Source organism: Streptomyces sp. NPDC039424 (assembly GCF_055639495.1).
On record NZ_JBVKAI010000002.1, the window covers coordinates 565477 to 580428 of the forward strand.

14 protein-coding genes are annotated in these 14952 nt (G+C 71.8%); 6 read left to right on the forward strand and 8 right to left on the reverse strand.

The window, feature by feature from the left end:
- The first annotated feature begins 53 nt into the window (after positions 1-53).
- Complete coding sequence (locus tag ACZ7L0_RS07420) at positions 54-1430, forward strand: PspC domain-containing protein (RefSeq protein WP_471241463.1); 1377 nt, start codon at positions 54-56, stop codon at positions 1428-1430.
- Positions 1417-1665 (forward strand): hypothetical protein, encoded by a 249-nt coding sequence (locus tag ACZ7L0_RS07425; protein WP_471241464.1) that lies wholly within the window; start codon positions 1417-1419, stop codon positions 1663-1665. Before ACZ7L0_RS07420 ends, ACZ7L0_RS07425 begins: the two co-directional genes overlap by 14 nt.
- Before the next feature lie 12 nt (positions 1666-1677).
- Here the strand turns inward: ACZ7L0_RS07425 and ACZ7L0_RS07430 are convergent, their stop codons facing one another.
- From ACZ7L0_RS07430 to ACZ7L0_RS07440, 3 genes are all read right to left on the reverse strand, one after another.
- Entirely contained in the window at positions 1678-2232 is a 555-nt protein-coding gene (locus tag ACZ7L0_RS07430; RefSeq protein WP_471241465.1) for a DoxX family membrane protein, read from the reverse strand.
- A 120-nt stretch (positions 2233-2352) separates the two neighbouring features.
- Positions 2353-2817: a hypothetical protein gene (locus ACZ7L0_RS07435; RefSeq protein WP_471241466.1), complete on the reverse strand. Its 465-nt coding sequence runs from the start codon at positions 2815-2817 to the stop codon at positions 2353-2355.
- A 40-nt stretch (positions 2818-2857) separates the two neighbouring features.
- Positions 2858-4135: a hypothetical protein gene (locus ACZ7L0_RS07440; RefSeq protein WP_471241467.1), complete on the reverse strand. Its 1278-nt coding sequence runs from the start codon at positions 4133-4135 to the stop codon at positions 2858-2860.
- Between the two features lie 187 nt (positions 4136-4322).
- Between ACZ7L0_RS07440 and ACZ7L0_RS07445 the strand changes: the two genes are divergently transcribed.
- Positions 4323-5213 carry a DUF4429 domain-containing protein gene (locus tag ACZ7L0_RS07445; protein ID WP_471241468.1) on the forward strand — a complete coding sequence of 297 codons (891 nt, stop codon included), beginning with the start codon at positions 4323-4325 and terminating at the stop codon, positions 5211-5213.
- 11 nt (positions 5214-5224) lie between these two features.
- Here the strand turns inward: ACZ7L0_RS07445 and ACZ7L0_RS07450 are convergent, their stop codons facing one another.
- A complete protein-coding gene (locus tag ACZ7L0_RS07450; protein WP_471241469.1) occupies positions 5225-6019 on the reverse strand; it encodes a class II aldolase/adducin family protein in 795 nt (264 codons plus the stop codon).
- Positions 6020-6171: 152 nt separating this feature from the next.
- Between ACZ7L0_RS07450 and ACZ7L0_RS07455 the strand changes: the two genes are divergently transcribed.
- Positions 6172-6639 (forward strand): pyridoxamine 5'-phosphate oxidase family protein, encoded by a 468-nt coding sequence (locus ACZ7L0_RS07455; protein ID WP_471241610.1) that lies wholly within the window; start codon positions 6172-6174, stop codon positions 6637-6639.
- Positions 6640-6657: 18 nt separating this feature from the next.
- Here ACZ7L0_RS07455 and guaA read toward each other — a convergent pair whose 3' ends face one another.
- Entirely contained in the window at positions 6658-8238 is a 1581-nt protein-coding gene (gene guaA / locus ACZ7L0_RS07460) for a glutamine-hydrolyzing GMP synthase (protein ID WP_471241470.1), read from the reverse strand.
- Between the two features lie 335 nt (positions 8239-8573).
- On the opposite strand from guaA, the gene ACZ7L0_RS07465 reads away from it, so the two are divergent.
- Both ACZ7L0_RS07465 and ACZ7L0_RS07470 read left to right on the forward strand, forming a co-directional pair.
- A complete protein-coding gene (locus tag ACZ7L0_RS07465) occupies positions 8574-8861 on the forward strand; it encodes a chorismate mutase (protein WP_471241471.1) in 288 nt (95 codons plus the stop codon).
- Positions 8862-9431: 570 nt separating this feature from the next.
- Complete coding sequence (locus ACZ7L0_RS07470; RefSeq protein ID WP_471241472.1) at positions 9432-10397, forward strand: LAETG motif-containing sortase-dependent surface protein; 966 nt, start codon at positions 9432-9434, stop codon at positions 10395-10397.
- Positions 10398-10518: 121 nt separating this feature from the next.
- Here the strand turns inward: ACZ7L0_RS07470 and ACZ7L0_RS07475 are convergent, their stop codons facing one another.
- The 3 genes from ACZ7L0_RS07475 to ACZ7L0_RS07485 all read right to left on the reverse strand — a co-directional run bounded on the left by ACZ7L0_RS07475 (position 10519) and on the right by ACZ7L0_RS07485 (position 14923).
- On the reverse strand, positions 10519-12333 hold the full coding sequence (locus ACZ7L0_RS07475) for a GMC family oxidoreductase N-terminal domain-containing protein (protein ID WP_471241473.1): 1815 nt from the start codon (positions 12331-12333) through the stop codon (positions 10519-10521).
- A gap of 29 nt (positions 12334-12362) precedes the next feature.
- Positions 12363-13979 carry a succinic semialdehyde dehydrogenase gene (locus ACZ7L0_RS07480; protein ID WP_471241474.1) on the reverse strand — a complete coding sequence of 539 codons (1617 nt, stop codon included), beginning with the start codon at positions 13977-13979 and terminating at the stop codon, positions 12363-12365.
- Positions 13980-14083: 104 nt separating this feature from the next.
- Positions 14084-14923 carry a serine/threonine-protein kinase gene (locus ACZ7L0_RS07485; RefSeq protein ID WP_471241475.1) on the reverse strand — a complete coding sequence of 280 codons (840 nt, stop codon included), beginning with the start codon at positions 14921-14923 and terminating at the stop codon, positions 14084-14086.
- Positions 14924-14952: the final 29 nt, after the last annotated feature.

Consider the following 14952-nt stretch of genomic DNA (forward strand, 5'->3'; position numbering starts at 1 on the left):
CCCCAGGGTCATCCCGACTGCCGCCGAGGCGGCCCGGCCGTCACCATGGACGCATGAGCGATCACGACCACGCCGCGACGGGTCCGGGACCCGGCACCGGCCCGCGCCCCGGCGAGGGCGGCGGGCCGGCGGATGCCGCGCCCGCCGCGGCCGAGGCCCCCCGCAGGTTCCGGCGGGACCGGCCGCACAAGATGATCTCGGGGGTGTGCGCCGGGCTCGGGCGGCACACCGACATGGACCCCGTGATCTTCCGGATCACCCTCGCCGTGCTGGCCGTGTCCGGGGGGATCGGACTCATCTTCTACGGCTTCGCCTGGCTCTTCGTGCCGTACGAGGACGAGGAGGAGAACGAGGTCCGCAAGCTGCTGACCGGCCGCGTGGACGGTCAGGCGCTGGCGGCGGTGCTGTTCGCCCTGGTCGGGTGCGGGGTCTTCCTGACCATGCTGAAAAACGGCGGGGTGCTGACCTTCGCCGTGGTCCTCTCCCTGCTCCTCGCCGGCGCCGGGTACTGGTCGCGGCAGCGCGGCGCCCCCGACCCCGACCCGCTGGCCGCGCAGGCCGTCGCCGACGCCCCTCCGGAGGCCCAGGCACCGCCGGTCACCACCGGCTACCCGTCGTGGTGGCGCGACCCGATCGTCAAGGACGGAACGCACGTCGGCGGCACCGGCTATCTCTGGGGCCCCGACACCGCGCGCGACAGGGACATCGCGGCTGCCGTCAACATCGGTCTCGGCAACTCCTGGAGCGTCCGGGAGCACATACGCACCCCGCGTCCCGCGCCGCCGCGAAGACAGCGCGGTCCGCGCTGGATCGGCGCCTGGATCTTCCTCCTGGCCGTGGTGGCCGGCGGCCTGGGCACCGGCCTGACCTGGGACCGGCAGCCGCTGGGCACCAGTCTGCAGACCGGTCTGGCCTGCGCGCTGGTCGTCTTCGGACTCGGGATCGCGGTCAGCGCGTTCCTCGGGCGTACGGGGGCCGGGTCGGTGTTCCTGGCGGTCGTCACGGCGGCGCTGCTCGCCGGGGCGTCGGCCGTGCCGAAGAACATCAGCACGCACTGGACGGAGACGGACTGGCGGCCCGCCGCGGTGGCCGACGTGCGGGAGTCGTACAACGTCGGCACCGGCAAGGGCACGCTGGACCTGAGCCGGTTGCGCCTGGCCGAGGGGCAGAAGGTGACGGCCCGGGCCGAGGTGGGGGTGGGCCGGCTGCGGGTGATCGTGCCGCCGGGCGTGACCGTGAAGGTGAGCGTGGACGTGGGGGTCGGTGACATCCAGATGCCGGGTGACGACAAGAAGGACGTGGACGTGGAGCCGGGCAGGCACAAGCAGGTGACGCTGGCACCGGTGGCGGGCGCCAAGGACGCCGGCACGTTCGAACTGGATCTGCACGTGGGCGTCGGACAGGCGGAGGTCAGCCGTGCTGCGTCATGAGTTCCAGCCCGGGAGGCTGGTCGCCGGGGTCTTCCTCACCGCGGCGGGCGGCGCCTACGCCGGTGACGCGGGCGGTCTGTGGGAGACACCCTGGTTCGTCGTCGTCCCGCTCGTCGTGGGCGGCCTGTGCCTGGCGGGCGCGGTGGGCGCCCTGGCCCGGGGCATACGCAGACGGCGTGGCCCGGCGGACACCGCGAGCGCGGCCGAGACCGCCGGGACGGACGTGGCGGGCTGACGGGCCAGGGAGCTAGCGGGCCAGTGAGCCGGTGGTGGTGGAGAGGCCTCCCGCCCGCTGTCGTCGCCGGGCGCGCAGGGCGGCGTCCACGGAGAGGTAGGGGGCGCCGGCCAGGACGAGGGGCAGCCAGGCCATCAGGTAGGCGAGGTCGTTGCCGTAGTAGTAGGGGTCGTTGGCCCAGCTCACCGTCAGCCACAGGCTGAGCGAGATCAGCGCCCCGCCGAGTGCGGCGAGGCGGGTGAGCAGGCCGAGCAGGGTTCCGATGCCGACGGCCAGCTCCCCCAGGGCGATGGCGTAGCCGAAGCCGACGGGGTTGTTCAGGGCCAGGTCGACCAGGGCCGGGATGGCCGAGGAGTCCCGGACCGAGCGCATGGTGTCGCCGATCGAGCCGGAGCCGCCGGACTTCATGAAGGCGCTGTCGGTGAGTTTGTCCAGGCCGGCGTAGATGAAGGTGACGCCCAGGAAGATCCGTAGCGGAAGGAGGGCGTAGTGGGTGGCGGTGTCCCGCCAGTCCCGCCCGCCCTCGCGGTAGGAGGGGTGCGTGTCCGTTCGCATACCGTGAGTCATCGCTCCAGCCGCCTCTCGCCCGCCATGCCGAGACTCCTCAACAGACGATACGTACGGCGAATGGATCCGGCTCAATCCTGTCCCGCACATTTTTCCCAATTCCGCGGAGGGCCGGATGAGTCAGATGTGTGCCCGTATCTGCCGGACCGGGTGGCCGAGGGCGTTCGCCACGACGGTCAGTTCCGCGTCCGTGAACTCCTCGCGCACCGGGTTCCAGACGGCGATCTCGAAGCGGGCGAAGCCGCACGGCCAGTCGTAGTCCAACGTGTCCAGGGAGGTGGCGGTGGAGCAGCAGGGGACGGGGAAGACGAGGGCGTCGAAGCCGTCAGGGTGGGCGTCGATCAGGTTCTCGTACCACTCGCGGTCGATCGCGGCGCCGCAGTGCGGGCAGCCGATGCGCGAGAGGTTCGCGCCGCAGTCGACGAGGGTGAGGGAGTCGTACCAGTCGATGTCGATGTCGATGCCCAGGTCCTCGGGAAGGTCCGAGACCAGCTGGGTCACCAGTGCGGCCGCGTGTTCTCCCGCCGCCCGCTCGGGCTGCCAGTGCGGGTCGGTCGGGATCACGGAGAGGATGTCGTCGCTCATCCGCCCTGGCCTCCTGTCACTGAGCCTGTCATTCGGCCTGTCACTCGGTCACCTCGACCACGCACCGGTTGGTCGCCACTCCGGTCGCCGTGACCACCTGTACCTCCACGCACCCGGGCTCGACCTCCGCCGGCACGGGGACCGTCAGCACGGTGTCCGTGGGGTTGCTGAAGCCGCCGGCGACCGGGACGAGCGGGACGTGGACGTTCACCGCGCCGATACGCACGACCATACGGGAGAGGCGGTCGGCGCCCTGGGCGCCGGGCGGGACGAAGCCGGTGCCGCGGATCTCGATGTCGTCGCCGGTGCGGATCGGCCCGTCCAGGTCGCCCACCTCGCGGGCACGGACCACGGAGTGGATCACGGGCCGGCCGCCCTCCGCGTACTTCCCGGCCAGGTAGGTGCCCGCCGACACCAGCACCACCACCGCCAGCCCCCAGGGCAGGTCGGGCAGCTGGTCGGGGCGGCGGGCGAGCCGTACGGCGGCGAACACCAGGGCGACGGCGCTGATCACGACGTACTGGATGTCGGCGAAGGTGCCCCGGCCGGCGTCGTCGGTGAGCAGGTCGGCCGCCCTCGGCCGGTGGGCGCGCGTCTTCTGCAGCCGCTGCCCGGTGATGCGCGTCCCGACCACCCGCCGCACCAGTACCGCGATCCCGCACACCACGGCGAGCACGCTCACCACGCCCGCCCCGCGCACGAGGTCGAGGCCGGAGATCAGCGCGTCGCGTTCGGCGTGCCCGGAGGCGGCGGCCAGCCGGCCGGCCAGGACCAGCACCGCGTACGCCACGAACAGCACCCAGGCCGCCGCCACGGTACGGGAGGTGGACATCCGGTTGTCCTCACCGATGACCGGGGCCAGCGCCCCACCGCGCGCCCGGTGGAACCAGGACGCGGCGGTCAGCGCCCCGGCCGTCACCAGCGCGGCCAGCAGCCCCGCGGTGCGCGCGCTCGTCCAGCCCGTGCCGGTCGCGGTCAGCGACTGGGTCAGCAACAGCAGTACGACGGCCGCCCACACTGTGCACGCGGTGCGCAGCCACAGGCGCGCCAGCCAGGCCTCGCCCTCCACCCGGCCGCGCTCGGCGACCACCTCGGCGGACTGCGTCAACTCCTCGGAGACCCACTGCCGGGAGGCCGAGACGGAGTGGGCCACGGCCGTGGGCAGGCCCTGCCCGGACGCGAACTCGTCCCGTTTCAGCAGGAATTCCGCGACCGCCCGCCGGTGCCCCTCGCGCGCCCCGTGCGGACAGTCCCCGCAGGCGCAGCCGCCCCCGTGGACGCCCGAGTCCGCGCCCTGCCTCGCCTCCTGCACCGCCACGCCCGACGCCCGCCTTCCCACCATTCTCGGCGCGGCCGGCACCGCCCGCCGCGGGCCCGGCCGTCGCTGTGGAACTCCCCTGCGACGACAGCGAATTGTGCCCTACGCCACGCCTTCCGCGTCCGGCGGATGGTCACCGCGGGTGAAGCGCGGCCCGATATGTTGACCTGGCTGCGAGAATTCCCGTATGGCCGAGATCATCCAGCGCGACGGGACCTGGGCCTTCGACGGCAGCACGGTCCGGATCACGCCGGGACTCCACCGCTCCGTGCCGCTGTTCCGGCAGACGTGCGGGGAGATCACGGTGCCGCTCGAAGCCGTCGCGGGGGTGGTCTACGAGCCCGAGCGCAAACGCGGGCGGCTGCGCATGCGGCTGCGCGAGGGCGCCGACCCGCTGCTGCAGGCGACGGGCGGGCGGCTGCCGGACGCGGCCGACCCGTACCGGCTGACCGTGGACGTGGATCGCTCCGGGGTGGCCGAGTACGTCGCCGAGGAGATCCGGCACGCCCTGCTCCTCGACCAGATCCCCAAGGAGCCCACCAAGGCCTATCTGCTGGCAGGACCGCCGGTTCCGGTCTCGGTGCGCTCCTCCGACGGCACGGTCTCCTTCGACGGCGGCCAGATCCGCATCGACTGGGCCGACACCTCCGACCGGGTCAAGCGGGCCACCGGGCCGCGGATCATCGACGTCGGCGATCTGGCGCAGGTGGAGTGGCTGCCGAACTCGGGGTACGAGGACGGCTTCCTGCGGTTCGTCACCCACGAGACGGTGTTCTCCAAGCTGCCGCCCGAACGGGACCCCTACGCCCTCGACCTGTGGGGCAGCGTCCGCCGCGATCTGCTCACCGCGCTGGTCGCGGCCGCGGTCACCGCTCGGCTGCCGCACCCGTCCACCCGTACCGGCGCCGAGCACGCCGACCGGTCGTGGGCGGGCGCGGCCGTACCGCCGCCGGCCGACCACCACGACGTCCTCCTGCGCCGCCTCAGGGAGTTGGGCGAGCTGCACCGGGAGGGGGTGCTGACGGACGAGGAGTTCGCGATGACCAAGGCGGCGGTGCTGCGGGGTTTTCAGGGGTGACCGGAGAGGCTTCAGCCGAGGAAGTCGGGTTCGCCTCGGCTGATGTCCTGCCAGAGCGGCTGGTAGTTGATCCAGGCGACCAGGTCGCCGCCGAGCTGCTCGCGGGTGGCCACCGCGAGTTTGTGGTCGATGAGGAGCGGGCGGCCCGCCGCCTTCGCCATCAGCTGGACCTGGCAGGAGCGCTCCATGGACAGGAACCACCAGGCCGCCGCGTCCACCGAGTCGCCGACCGTCAGCAGTCCGTGGTTGCGCAGGACGAGCGCCTTGCGGCTGCCGAGCGCCGTCGCGATCCGGCGGCCCTCGTCGGCGTCCACGGCGACGCCCGTGTAGGAGTTGTACAGGGCGTGATCCTCGTAGAAGGCGCAGCTCTCCTGGGTGATCGGGTCGAGCAGGTCGCCGATCGCGGAGAGGGCCCGGCCGTGCACCGAGTGGCAGTGGGCGACCGCGACCACGTCCGGGCGGGCCGCGTGCACCTGGGCGTGCACGGTGAACGCGGCCTGGTTGACGTGGTAGCGGCCCTCGATCACCTGCCCGTCCTGGTTGGCCAGCACCAGGTCGCTGACGGTGACGTGCTTGAACGGCAGCCCGAAGGGGTTCACCCAGAAGCAGTCGGTGAACTCCGGGTCGCGTGCGGTGATGTGCCCCGAGACCCCGTCCTCGAAGCCGGACCGCCCGAAGATGCGGAGCGCGCCCGCGAGCCGTTCCTTGCGGTGCCGGCGTTCGTCCTCGACCGATTCGTGCATCGGCGGCATCGCGAATCGCAGCCGGTCGGTGGGCAGCGGCAGAGGCGGGGTGGGCCCGTGCATAGGTCCTCCAGCACTGGGTTTGCTTTACGGGCCGGAAGTTACCGTCGGTCAGCCCAAAACCCCAGACCTGTTCTGTAAAGATGACGTACGCAGCGAATACAAGACAGTAGCTGTCGGGTTTCGCCGGGAGACTGGCCCGTATGACCACCCGTATGAACTGGGCCGCCTTCACCGCCGCCGCACCCGGACTGGCGAAGATCACCGAGGAGCGCTTCGGCGCGTACCGGCACCATGTCCTCGCCACTCTGCGCAGGGACGGCTCCCCCCGCACCACCGGCCTGGAGGTCCGCTTCCTGGGCGGCGAGCTGTGGCTCGGCATGATGCCGAACTCCCTCAAGGCCCTCGACCTGCTCCGCGACCCGCGCTTCGCGCTCCAGGCGAATCCGGGCGACGGCACCGGCATGGGCGGCGGGGACGTCCGGGTCGGCGGACGGGCGTTCGAGGTCGTCGACCCGGAGGTGAAGGGGGCGTACGTGGAAGAGGTGGAACCGCCGCAGCCGTTCCACCTCTTCCGCACCGAGCTGACGGAGGTCGTACGGACCTACGTCGAGGACGACCGGTATCTGGTCGCCGAGGTCTGGAAGCCCGGAGAGCCGGTGCGCACTCTCAGGCGGACCTGAACCGTCCGTCGGGTGGGACTACTCCCACTCGATGGTGCCCGGCGGCTTCGAGGTCACGTCGAGGACGACGCGGTTGACGTCCCGGACCTCGTTGGTGATCCGGGTCGAGATACGGGCCAGCACCTCGTACGGCAGCCGCGACCAGTCGGCGGTCATGGCGTCCTCGGAGGAGACCGGGCGCAGGACGATCGGGTGGCCGTAGGTGCGGCCGTCGCCCTGGACGCCGACGCTGCGGACGTCCGCGAGCAGGACCACGGGGCACTGCCAGATGTCCCGGTCGAGGCCGGCCGCGGTCAGCTCCTCGCGGGCGATGGCGTCGGCGTCGCGCAGGAGGTCGAGACGCTCCTTCGTCACCTCGCCGACGATCCGGATGCCGAGGCCCGGGCCGGGGAACGGCTGGCGCTGGACGATCTCCTCCGGCAGGCCGAGCTCCTGGCCGACCATCCGGACCTCGTCCTTGAACAGCTTGCGGAGCGGCTCGATGAGCTTGAACTCCAGGTCCTCGGGGAGGCCGCCGACGTTGTGGTGCGACTTGATGTTGGCGGTGCCGGTGCCGCCGCCGGACTCGACCACGTCGGGGTACAGGGTGCCCTGGACGAGGAACTCCACCGCGGGACCCTCGTCCGCGATGATCTCCGCCTGGGCCTGCTCGAAGACGCGGATGAACTCGCGGCCGATGATCTTCCGCTTCTCCTCGGGGTCGGAGACCCCCTTGAGCGCGGTGAGGAAGCGCTCCTCGGCGTCGACGACCTTCAGCTGGACGCCGGTGGCCGCCACGAAGTCCTTCTCGACCTGCTCGGTCTCGCCCTTGCGCATCAGGCCGTGGTCGACGTACACGCAGGTCAGCTGGGAGCCGATGGCCTTCTGCACGAGGGCCGCGGCGACCGCGGAGTCCACGCCGCCGGACAGACCGCAGATCGCCCGCCTGTCGCCGACCTGCTCACGGATCGCGGCGACCTGCTCCTCGATCACGTTGCCGGTGGTCCAGTTCGGCTCCAGGCCCGCGCCGCGGTAGAGGAAGTGCTCCAGCACCTGCTGGCCGTGCGTGGAGTGCATGACCTCGGGGTGGTACTGGACGCCGTACAGCTTCTTGTCGTCGTTCTCGAACGCGGCGACCGGGACGACGTCCGTGGACGCGGTGACGGTGAAGCCCTCGGGGGCGGCGGAGCAGGCGTCGCCGTGCGACATCCACACCGCCTGCTCGGCCGGGGTGCCCTCGAAGAGGGTGGAGGAGACCTTGGAGACGTGCAGCTCCGTACGGCCGTACTCGCGGGCGCCGGTGTTGTCGACGGTGCCGCCGAGGGTCTGCGCCATCAGCTGGAAGCCGTAGCACATGCCGAAGACGGGGACGCCGGCCTCGAAGAGCTCGCGGTCGAGACGGGGAGCGCCCTCCTCGTACACCGACGAGGGGCCTCCGGAGAGGATGATCGCCGCGGGGTTCTTGGCGAGCATCTCCGCGACCGGCATGGTGCTCGGCACGATCTCGCTGTAGACCCGCGCCTCGCGGACGCGACGGGCGATGAGCTGGGCGTACTGCGCGCCGAAGTCGACGACCAGGACGGTGTCGGGGGTGGCGGCAGCGGTTGTCGCTGATGACACGGGGTGCCTTCCGGCGGTCGGGCGGGGGTCTGTGCTGTCGATTCTAACGGGGTGGGCGTGGGTCATCTCCCGCTGAGCGGCGTCGGGACCGAACCGGCCGCGTCTCAGCATGCGAACCGGGTTGGTGGCCCCCTGGGGGCCCGGCATACTGGGCCCATGCTCGCGCACCCGACCTTCCTGTTTACCTATGGCAACCGGCCCACCGGCTGCCATGGTCGTGCTGCTTGAGCAACTGACAAGCGACTTCCCAGGCGCCCCGGGCCGACAAGGTCCGGGGCGCCTGGCGTTTCCCGGCCTTGCCGCTCCGGGGCACCCACCCAGTGAGGAGCCCCGACATGACCGCCACCGCAGCGCACAGGACCGGCGCGCACACCGCCGACGCCGCCGACGTGATCACCGGCGCCCGTGAGCGCATCGACGCGCTCGACGACCGGATCATCGGCCTGATCCAGGAACGGATGGCGGTGTCGGCGGTGATCCAGGAGGCCCGGATCACCTCGGGCGGCCGGCGGGTGAACCTCTCCCGCGAGATGGAGATCCTCGGCCACTACCGGGACGCCCTGGGCAAGCCCGGTACGCCCCTGGCCATGACGCTGCTCGAACTGTGCCGGGGTCGGATCTGAGTTCGGCCGACCTCTCACCCGTCCGGCGCGTGACCGCCCGGCGCACCGCTTCGTTGGTCCGGGTGCCCGTGCCAGCCAGGGGCGGGCGGAAGAACCACGCGTGGCTCGCTGGAGCGATGAGGTGTTCGGATCACGCCGTGCGCCGTGGGACCTCGCTCCAGGGAAGTGACCGGACGGCAGGGGACAGCAGCCCGGTCACCCAGAGAACGGTCGGCTCCGGGGACGCCCGGGGCCGGCCGGCGGAAAACAGAGAAGTGCGCTGACGAGTGAGGGGCCCCGCGGATCCGTACCGCGGGGCCCTTCGCCATGCCGTGCCCATGCCGCGCCTGCGCCGTCTTCGTGCCCTCCCCACGGGCGGCCCACAGCTGTGACTCAGGACACATAAAAATTCTGTGAGTGGCGGTACAACCCTTCCCCCATCTCGCGGATCAAACCTGCCGAGCGAAACAACAGCAACACCAGCAGAACCAAGGGTCACTCCCGCGCCCCACACGCCGGAGCCCGCCGACACTCGTGCTGCCGCCGCAGCACACCGGACTCCCTGAGGTCTTCATGAAGCTTCGCCGTGCCATGGCCGCAGCGGCAGTGACGGCTGCCATAGCCCCGCTCGCCCTGCTGTCCGCACCTGCCGCGTTCGCGGAGGAGCCGACCACCCCGCCCCCCACCGAGACCGTGACGACGACCGAGACGCCGACCGGTACGCCCACCGACCCGACGTCGCCGGCCGAGACCGAGACCGGCACGCCCACCGCCACCACCACGCCGCCGACCCAGACGCCGCCCACCACCGCCCCGGCGACGAGCGGCACCCCGACGCAGACCGCCACGGCCACGCCCACCACGGGCGAGTCGGAGACTCCCGAGCCCGAGCCCTCCGTGTGCGAGGACACCAAGGTCGACGTGAGCATGACCGGCCTGCCGGGCAAGATCGCGGCGGGCAGCGGCTGGCACAAGTTCTCGCTGAACGTGCTCAACAACTCCGACTCCACGCTCCAGGACCTCGACTTCTTCGCCGGAGCCTCCTCCGACAAGGAGGGCGAGAACCTGTTCGAGAGCAAGCAGGTCCAGCTCCAGGCCTGGAACCCGGACGACAAGGTCTGGGAGGACCTCGACGAGTACGGCTACGCGGTCGGCTACGTCGGCTACACCGACGAGCTCCAGCCCGGCTACGAGGTCGACATCCCGCTCCGTATCAACGTGAAGTCGTCCGCCCCGGTCGGCGCCGGCTTCTCGCTCGGCGCGACCATCTACGGCGACGACGACGCCGAGTGCACCGGCTACGGCGACGTCGCGTACAAGTTCCAGATCGTCGCCTCCGGGACCGACACCGGCGGCACCAAGCCGCAGGAAGGCGGCAAGGCCCCGGTGACGGACGAGAAGCCGTCCAGCAACACGCCGCAGGTCACCGGCAGCCTCGCCGAGACCGGCTCCAGCTCCGCGCTGCCCGTCATCGGGCTCGTCGGCGGTGTCGCCGTCGTCGCCGGTGCGGGTGCGGTGTTCGCGGTGCGCCGGCGCAAGGCCGCGGCCGACGCGTGAGCCACGCGCCGTAAGGGCAGTTCGCCGTAAGGGCAACTGGCCGCGAGGACAAAAGAAGGACCTGCGCTCGGAGGGGGGCGCAGGTCCTTCTTTGCTTGTCCGGCGAACGGGCTCGTCCGGGCTACTTCTTCGGCGGCACCGCCGGCATCCCCAGGAACGGCAGCCGCAGGGCGCCGAAGGCGTCGGCCGGGACCGCCGGGTTGCGGGGTTCGACCGGTTTGAGGCGCTCGTACGCCGCCCCCTGCGCCGGACGCGGGTCCGCCTCGCCCTTGTTGGGCCAGTACGACATCGCCCGCTCGGCCTGCGCGGTGATGGTGAGGGACGGGTTGACGCCCAGGTTCGCGGAGACCGCCGCACCGTCGACCACCGAGATACCGGGGTGGCCGTAGAGCCGGTGGTACGGGTCGATCACGCCGGTTTCGCGCGAGGCGCCGATCGGGCAGCCGCCGAGGAAGTGGGCGGTGAGCGGGGTGCCCATCAACTCGCCCACGTTGCTGCCCGCGAAGCCGTTGATCTCGGCGGCGAGGGCGGAGGCGGCCTCGGAAGCGGCCCTGATCTGCTTGGGGTTGGGCGCGCCGTGGCCCTGGCGGGCGGTCAGCAGGCCCCTGCCGACGCCGTCCGGCTTCAGATACGTCGTCAGGGAGTTGTCCAGCGACTGCATCACCAGGCCGATGATGGTCCGCTCCGACCAGCGGCGGTTGGAGAGGGAGCGGGCGACCAGCAAGGGGTGCCGGGCCGCGTTGGCCAGCCAGGCCAGGGCGCGGGAGGAGCCCTCCGCGTACGGCACCTGGAGGATGGACAGACCGCCCATGGCGTTGGAGCCCCTGCCGTAGCGGACCGGCTCGATGTGCGTGTTCTCGTCCGGGTGGATGGAGGAGGTGATCGCCACGCCCCGCGTGAAGTCGGCCTTCGCGGTGCCGTGCGCCCTGCGGTAGCGCCGGTCGTCGGTCTGGGCGCCCACCAGGGCCTCGGAGTTGGTCCGGGTCAGCTCGCCCAGCCGGTCGGAGATGTAAGGCAGCTGGCCGCCCGTCTTCATCCGGTGCAGGAGTGTCTGCGTGCCGTAGGTGCCGGCGGCGATGACGACCCGGCGGGCCGTGAGGATGCGGCCCTTGCCCTTCCTCTTCTCGTCCGTGGGCAGGGTGGCCACCGCGTACCCGCCCCGGGAGTTCTCGGTGACCGACACGACGGTCGTCATGGGGTGCACGACCGCGCCCGCCTTCTCGGCGAGGTGGAGGTAGTTCTCGTTGAGGGTGTTCTTCGCGCCGTGCCGGCAGCCCGTCATGCACTCGCCGCACTCGGTGCAGGCCTTGCGGTCCGGGCCGGCCCCGCCGAAGTAGGGGTCCGCGACCCGCTCCCCCGGCCTGGCCTTCGCCGTCCCGTCGGCGTCCTCGCCGTCCCCGAAGAACACCCCGACCGGCGCCATGTGGAAGGTGTCGCCGACGCCCATCCGCTGCGCCGCCGCCTTCAGATGCACGTCCGACGGGGTCATGGTCGGGTTGAGCCGCACGCCGAGCATGCGCCGCGCCTGGTCGTAGTACGGCCCCAGCTCCTCCTGCCAGTCGGTGATGTCCCGCCACTGGGGGTCCTCGAAGAAGGGCTTCGGCGGTACGTAGAGGGTGTTGGCGTAGTTGAGCGAGCCGCCGCCGACGCCGGCGCCGGCCAGCACCATCACATTGCCCAGCAGGTGGATGCGCTGGATCCCGTACATGCCGAGTCTGGGGGCCCAGAGGTAGTTCCTCAGGTCCCAGGAGTTCTTGGGGAGCGACTCGCGGGTGAAGCGGCGGCCCGCCTCCAGGACCCCGACGCGATATCCCTTCTCGGTGAGGCGCAGGGCGGTCACACAACCGCCGAACCCCGACCCGACGACGATGACGTCATAGTCGTAACCGTCGTACCCGTCCTCGTCCCGGGTCTGGACAGACTTCTCCTGCGACACGTGCTCTCCTCGTTGAGAACGGGTGCTGTCTAGCGGAAGCGGAACGCCTTCATCAGCTTCAGGCTGGTGCTCATGAACGCCGCGTACTTCTCGTCGTCCATGCCCAGCGAGGGCGCCATGGGCAGCAGGCGCTGCTGGGCGATCGTCTGGGCCTCGGTGTACTTGAGGATGCCCTCGGAGCCGTGGCGGCGGCCGAGGCCGGAGTCCTTCATGCCGCCCATCGGGGACTGGACGCTGCCGTAGGCGGGGGCGTAGCCCTCGTTGACGTTGACGGTGCCGGTGCGCAGCCGGGCGGCGACCTCGCGGCCGCGGCGGGCGTCCTTCGTCCAGACCGACGAGTTCAGGCCGTACGGAGTGGAGTTGGCCACTTCGACCCCCTCCTCGTCCGTCTTGAAGCGGTAGACGGAGACGACCGGGCCGAAGGTCTCCTCCGCGCACACCGACATCGGCTCCGTCACGCCGTCGAGGATCGTCGGCTCGTAGAAGTACGGGCCGATGTCCGGGCGGGCGACCCCGCCGGCGACCACCTTCGCGCCCTTGGCGACGGCGTCCTCCACGTGCCGGGTGACGGCCTGGAGCTGCCGTTCGCCGACCAGTGAGCCCATGTCGGCGCCGTAGGCGAGGGACGTGCCCAGCCGCATGGCCTTGGTGCGGGTGGCGAAGCGCTCCAGGAAGGCGTCGGCGATCGACTCGTGGACGTACAACCGCTCGATGGAGATGCACAGTTGGCCGGCGGAGGAGAAGCAGGCGCGGACCGCGCCCGCGGCGGCCTTCTCGATGTCGGCGTCCTCCAGGACCAGCATGGCGTTCTTGCCGCCGAGTTCGAGGGAGACGCCGACCAGGCGGGCGGCGGCGCCCTGGGCGACCTCGCGGCCGGTGCGGGTGGAGCCGGTGAAGGAGACGTAGTCGGCGTGCCTGACGACCTCGGGTCCGACGACGGGCCCCTCGCCGAGGACGACCTGGAAGACGTCGGCGGGCAGGCCGGCCTCGATGAGCAGGTCGCGGGCCCACAGGGCGGTCAGGCAGGTCTCGGTGTCCGGCTTCATCACCACCGCGTTGCCCGCGACGAAGGCGGGGAGCGCGTCCCCGACCGACAGCTCCAGCGGGTAGTTCCAGGGGGCGATCTGGCCCACGACACCGCGCGGGTGACGCAGTTCGGTGACCTTCGTGAGGGTCGGTACGGCGCCGGCGTGCCGCTTCGGCCTCAGGTAGGCGGGGGCCTTGCGGCCGTAGTGCCGGGCCGCGACGGCGACGGCCTGGACCTCCTCGTGGGCGTGCAGGCGGGCCTTGCCGGTCTCCAGCTGGATCAGGTCCAGGACCTCGGCCTGGCGTTCGAGCACCAGGTCGTGGAAGCGGAGCAGCACGGCGGCGCGCTGCCGTACGGGGGTCTGGGCCCAGACGGCCTGGGCGGCACGGGCGCGGTCGTAGGCGGCGGCCACGTCCTCGGGGGTGGACTCGGGCAGGTCGGCCAGCTTGTCGCCGGTGAACGGCGTGTGGCTCTGGGTCTTGCCGGAGCCGGCGACGCCCTTGGTGAGCTGGGCGACCAGCTCCGGAGTGACCACGTCGGCGGCGGTACGGGCGCCCTCCGGGGCGGGGGCGAGGGGGTTGGTGCCGATGGCCTGGTTCGTGACCTGCGAGTCCGTCATGAGGCGCAGGGTATGCCGGAGCGGCGGCTTTGGGTACCCGTCGGTAACGGGGATTCACCGACCGCTCACACGACGCCAGTGACCACTGGCAGCGAATGCGCTGATCAGGGCGTTGTGGGCATGGCGGTCAGCGCCACAGGGGTTTTTCCGGGTCCGTCGGCCAGTGCCGCCAAAGCCGCCGCCACCTCCTGCGCCGACGGCCGCTCGGCCGGTTCCGGCGCCAGCATCCGGTCGAGCAGCGGGCCGAGGGGGGCGGCGGCCTCGTCCGGGTACGACTCGTCCGGGTCCGGCTCGTCCTCGACGGCGGCGCGGAGCAGCGCGCCGAGGGACCACAGGTCGGAGGCGGGTCCGGCGCCGGGTTCCGTCCACCGCTCGGGTGCGACGAAGGCGGTGTCGGCCGGGGAATCGGTGGCGTGGACGTGTCCGATGCCGAAGTCGGTGAGGACGACGCGGTCGGTGCCGGTTTCGAGGAGGACGTTGGCGGGTTTGACGTCGCGGTGGACGATGCCGACCGCGTGCGCCGCGCGCAGTGCGCCGAGGACGGCGAGGCCGACACGGGCGGCCTCGCCGGCGGACAGGGGCCCGCGTTCGAGGACCGCGCGGAGGGACTCCCCGGGGACCAACTCCATGACGATCCAGGGGAGTCCGTCCTCGAGGACCACGTCGTGGATGCGGACGGCGGCGGGGTGCTCGACGCGGGCGGCGGCGCGGGCCTCGCGGTGCAGCCGGTGGGCGGCCCGCCGGTGCTCCTCGTCCTCCGGGTCGCCCGGTGGCAGCGGCCGTTTGACGGCGACGTACCGCTCGGCCGGCTCGTCGAGTGCCCGCCATACGGTGGCCGCGCCCGTGCCGCCGGAGCCGATGCGCTCGATCAGCCGGTAGCGCCCGCCGAGCAGGCATCCGTCGGGCAGGTGTCCGTCGGGCGCGCGTTCGCCGTCTTGCCTCATGTCCCATGAGTACCGTGCGCACCGGGCCC

Bases quoted from the DNA above. Each gene is read 5' to 3' on its own strand.
- ACZ7L0_RS07420 (WP_471241463.1), top strand. From the start codon at position 54: ATGAGCGATCACGACCACGCCGCGACGGGTCCGGGACCCGGCACCGGC.
- ACZ7L0_RS07430 (WP_471241465.1), bottom strand. From the start codon at position 2,232: ATGACTCACGGTATGCGAACGGACACGCACCCCTCCTACCGCGAGGGC.
- ACZ7L0_RS07435 (WP_471241466.1), bottom strand. From the start codon at position 2,817: ATGAGCGACGACATCCTCTCCGTGATCCCGACCGACCCGCACTGGCAG.
- ACZ7L0_RS07445 (WP_471241468.1), top strand. From the start codon at position 4,323: ATGGCCGAGATCATCCAGCGCGACGGGACCTGGGCCTTCGACGGCAGC.
- ACZ7L0_RS07450 (WP_471241469.1), bottom strand. From the start codon at position 6,019: ATGCACGGGCCCACCCCGCCTCTGCCGCTGCCCACCGACCGGCTGCGA.
- ACZ7L0_RS07455 (WP_471241610.1), top strand. From the start codon at position 6,172: ATGAACTGGGCCGCCTTCACCGCCGCCGCACCCGGACTGGCGAAGATC.
- ACZ7L0_RS07465 (WP_471241471.1), top strand. From the start codon at position 8,574: ATGACCGCCACCGCAGCGCACAGGACCGGCGCGCACACCGCCGACGCC.
- ACZ7L0_RS07470 (WP_471241472.1), top strand. From the start codon at position 9,432: ATGGCCGCAGCGGCAGTGACGGCTGCCATAGCCCCGCTCGCCCTGCTG.
- ACZ7L0_RS07480 (WP_471241474.1), bottom strand. From the start codon at position 13,979: ATGACGGACTCGCAGGTCACGAACCAGGCCATCGGCACCAACCCCCTC.
- ACZ7L0_RS07485 (WP_471241475.1), bottom strand. From the start codon at position 14,923: ATGAGGCAAGACGGCGAACGCGCGCCCGACGGACACCTGCCCGACGGA.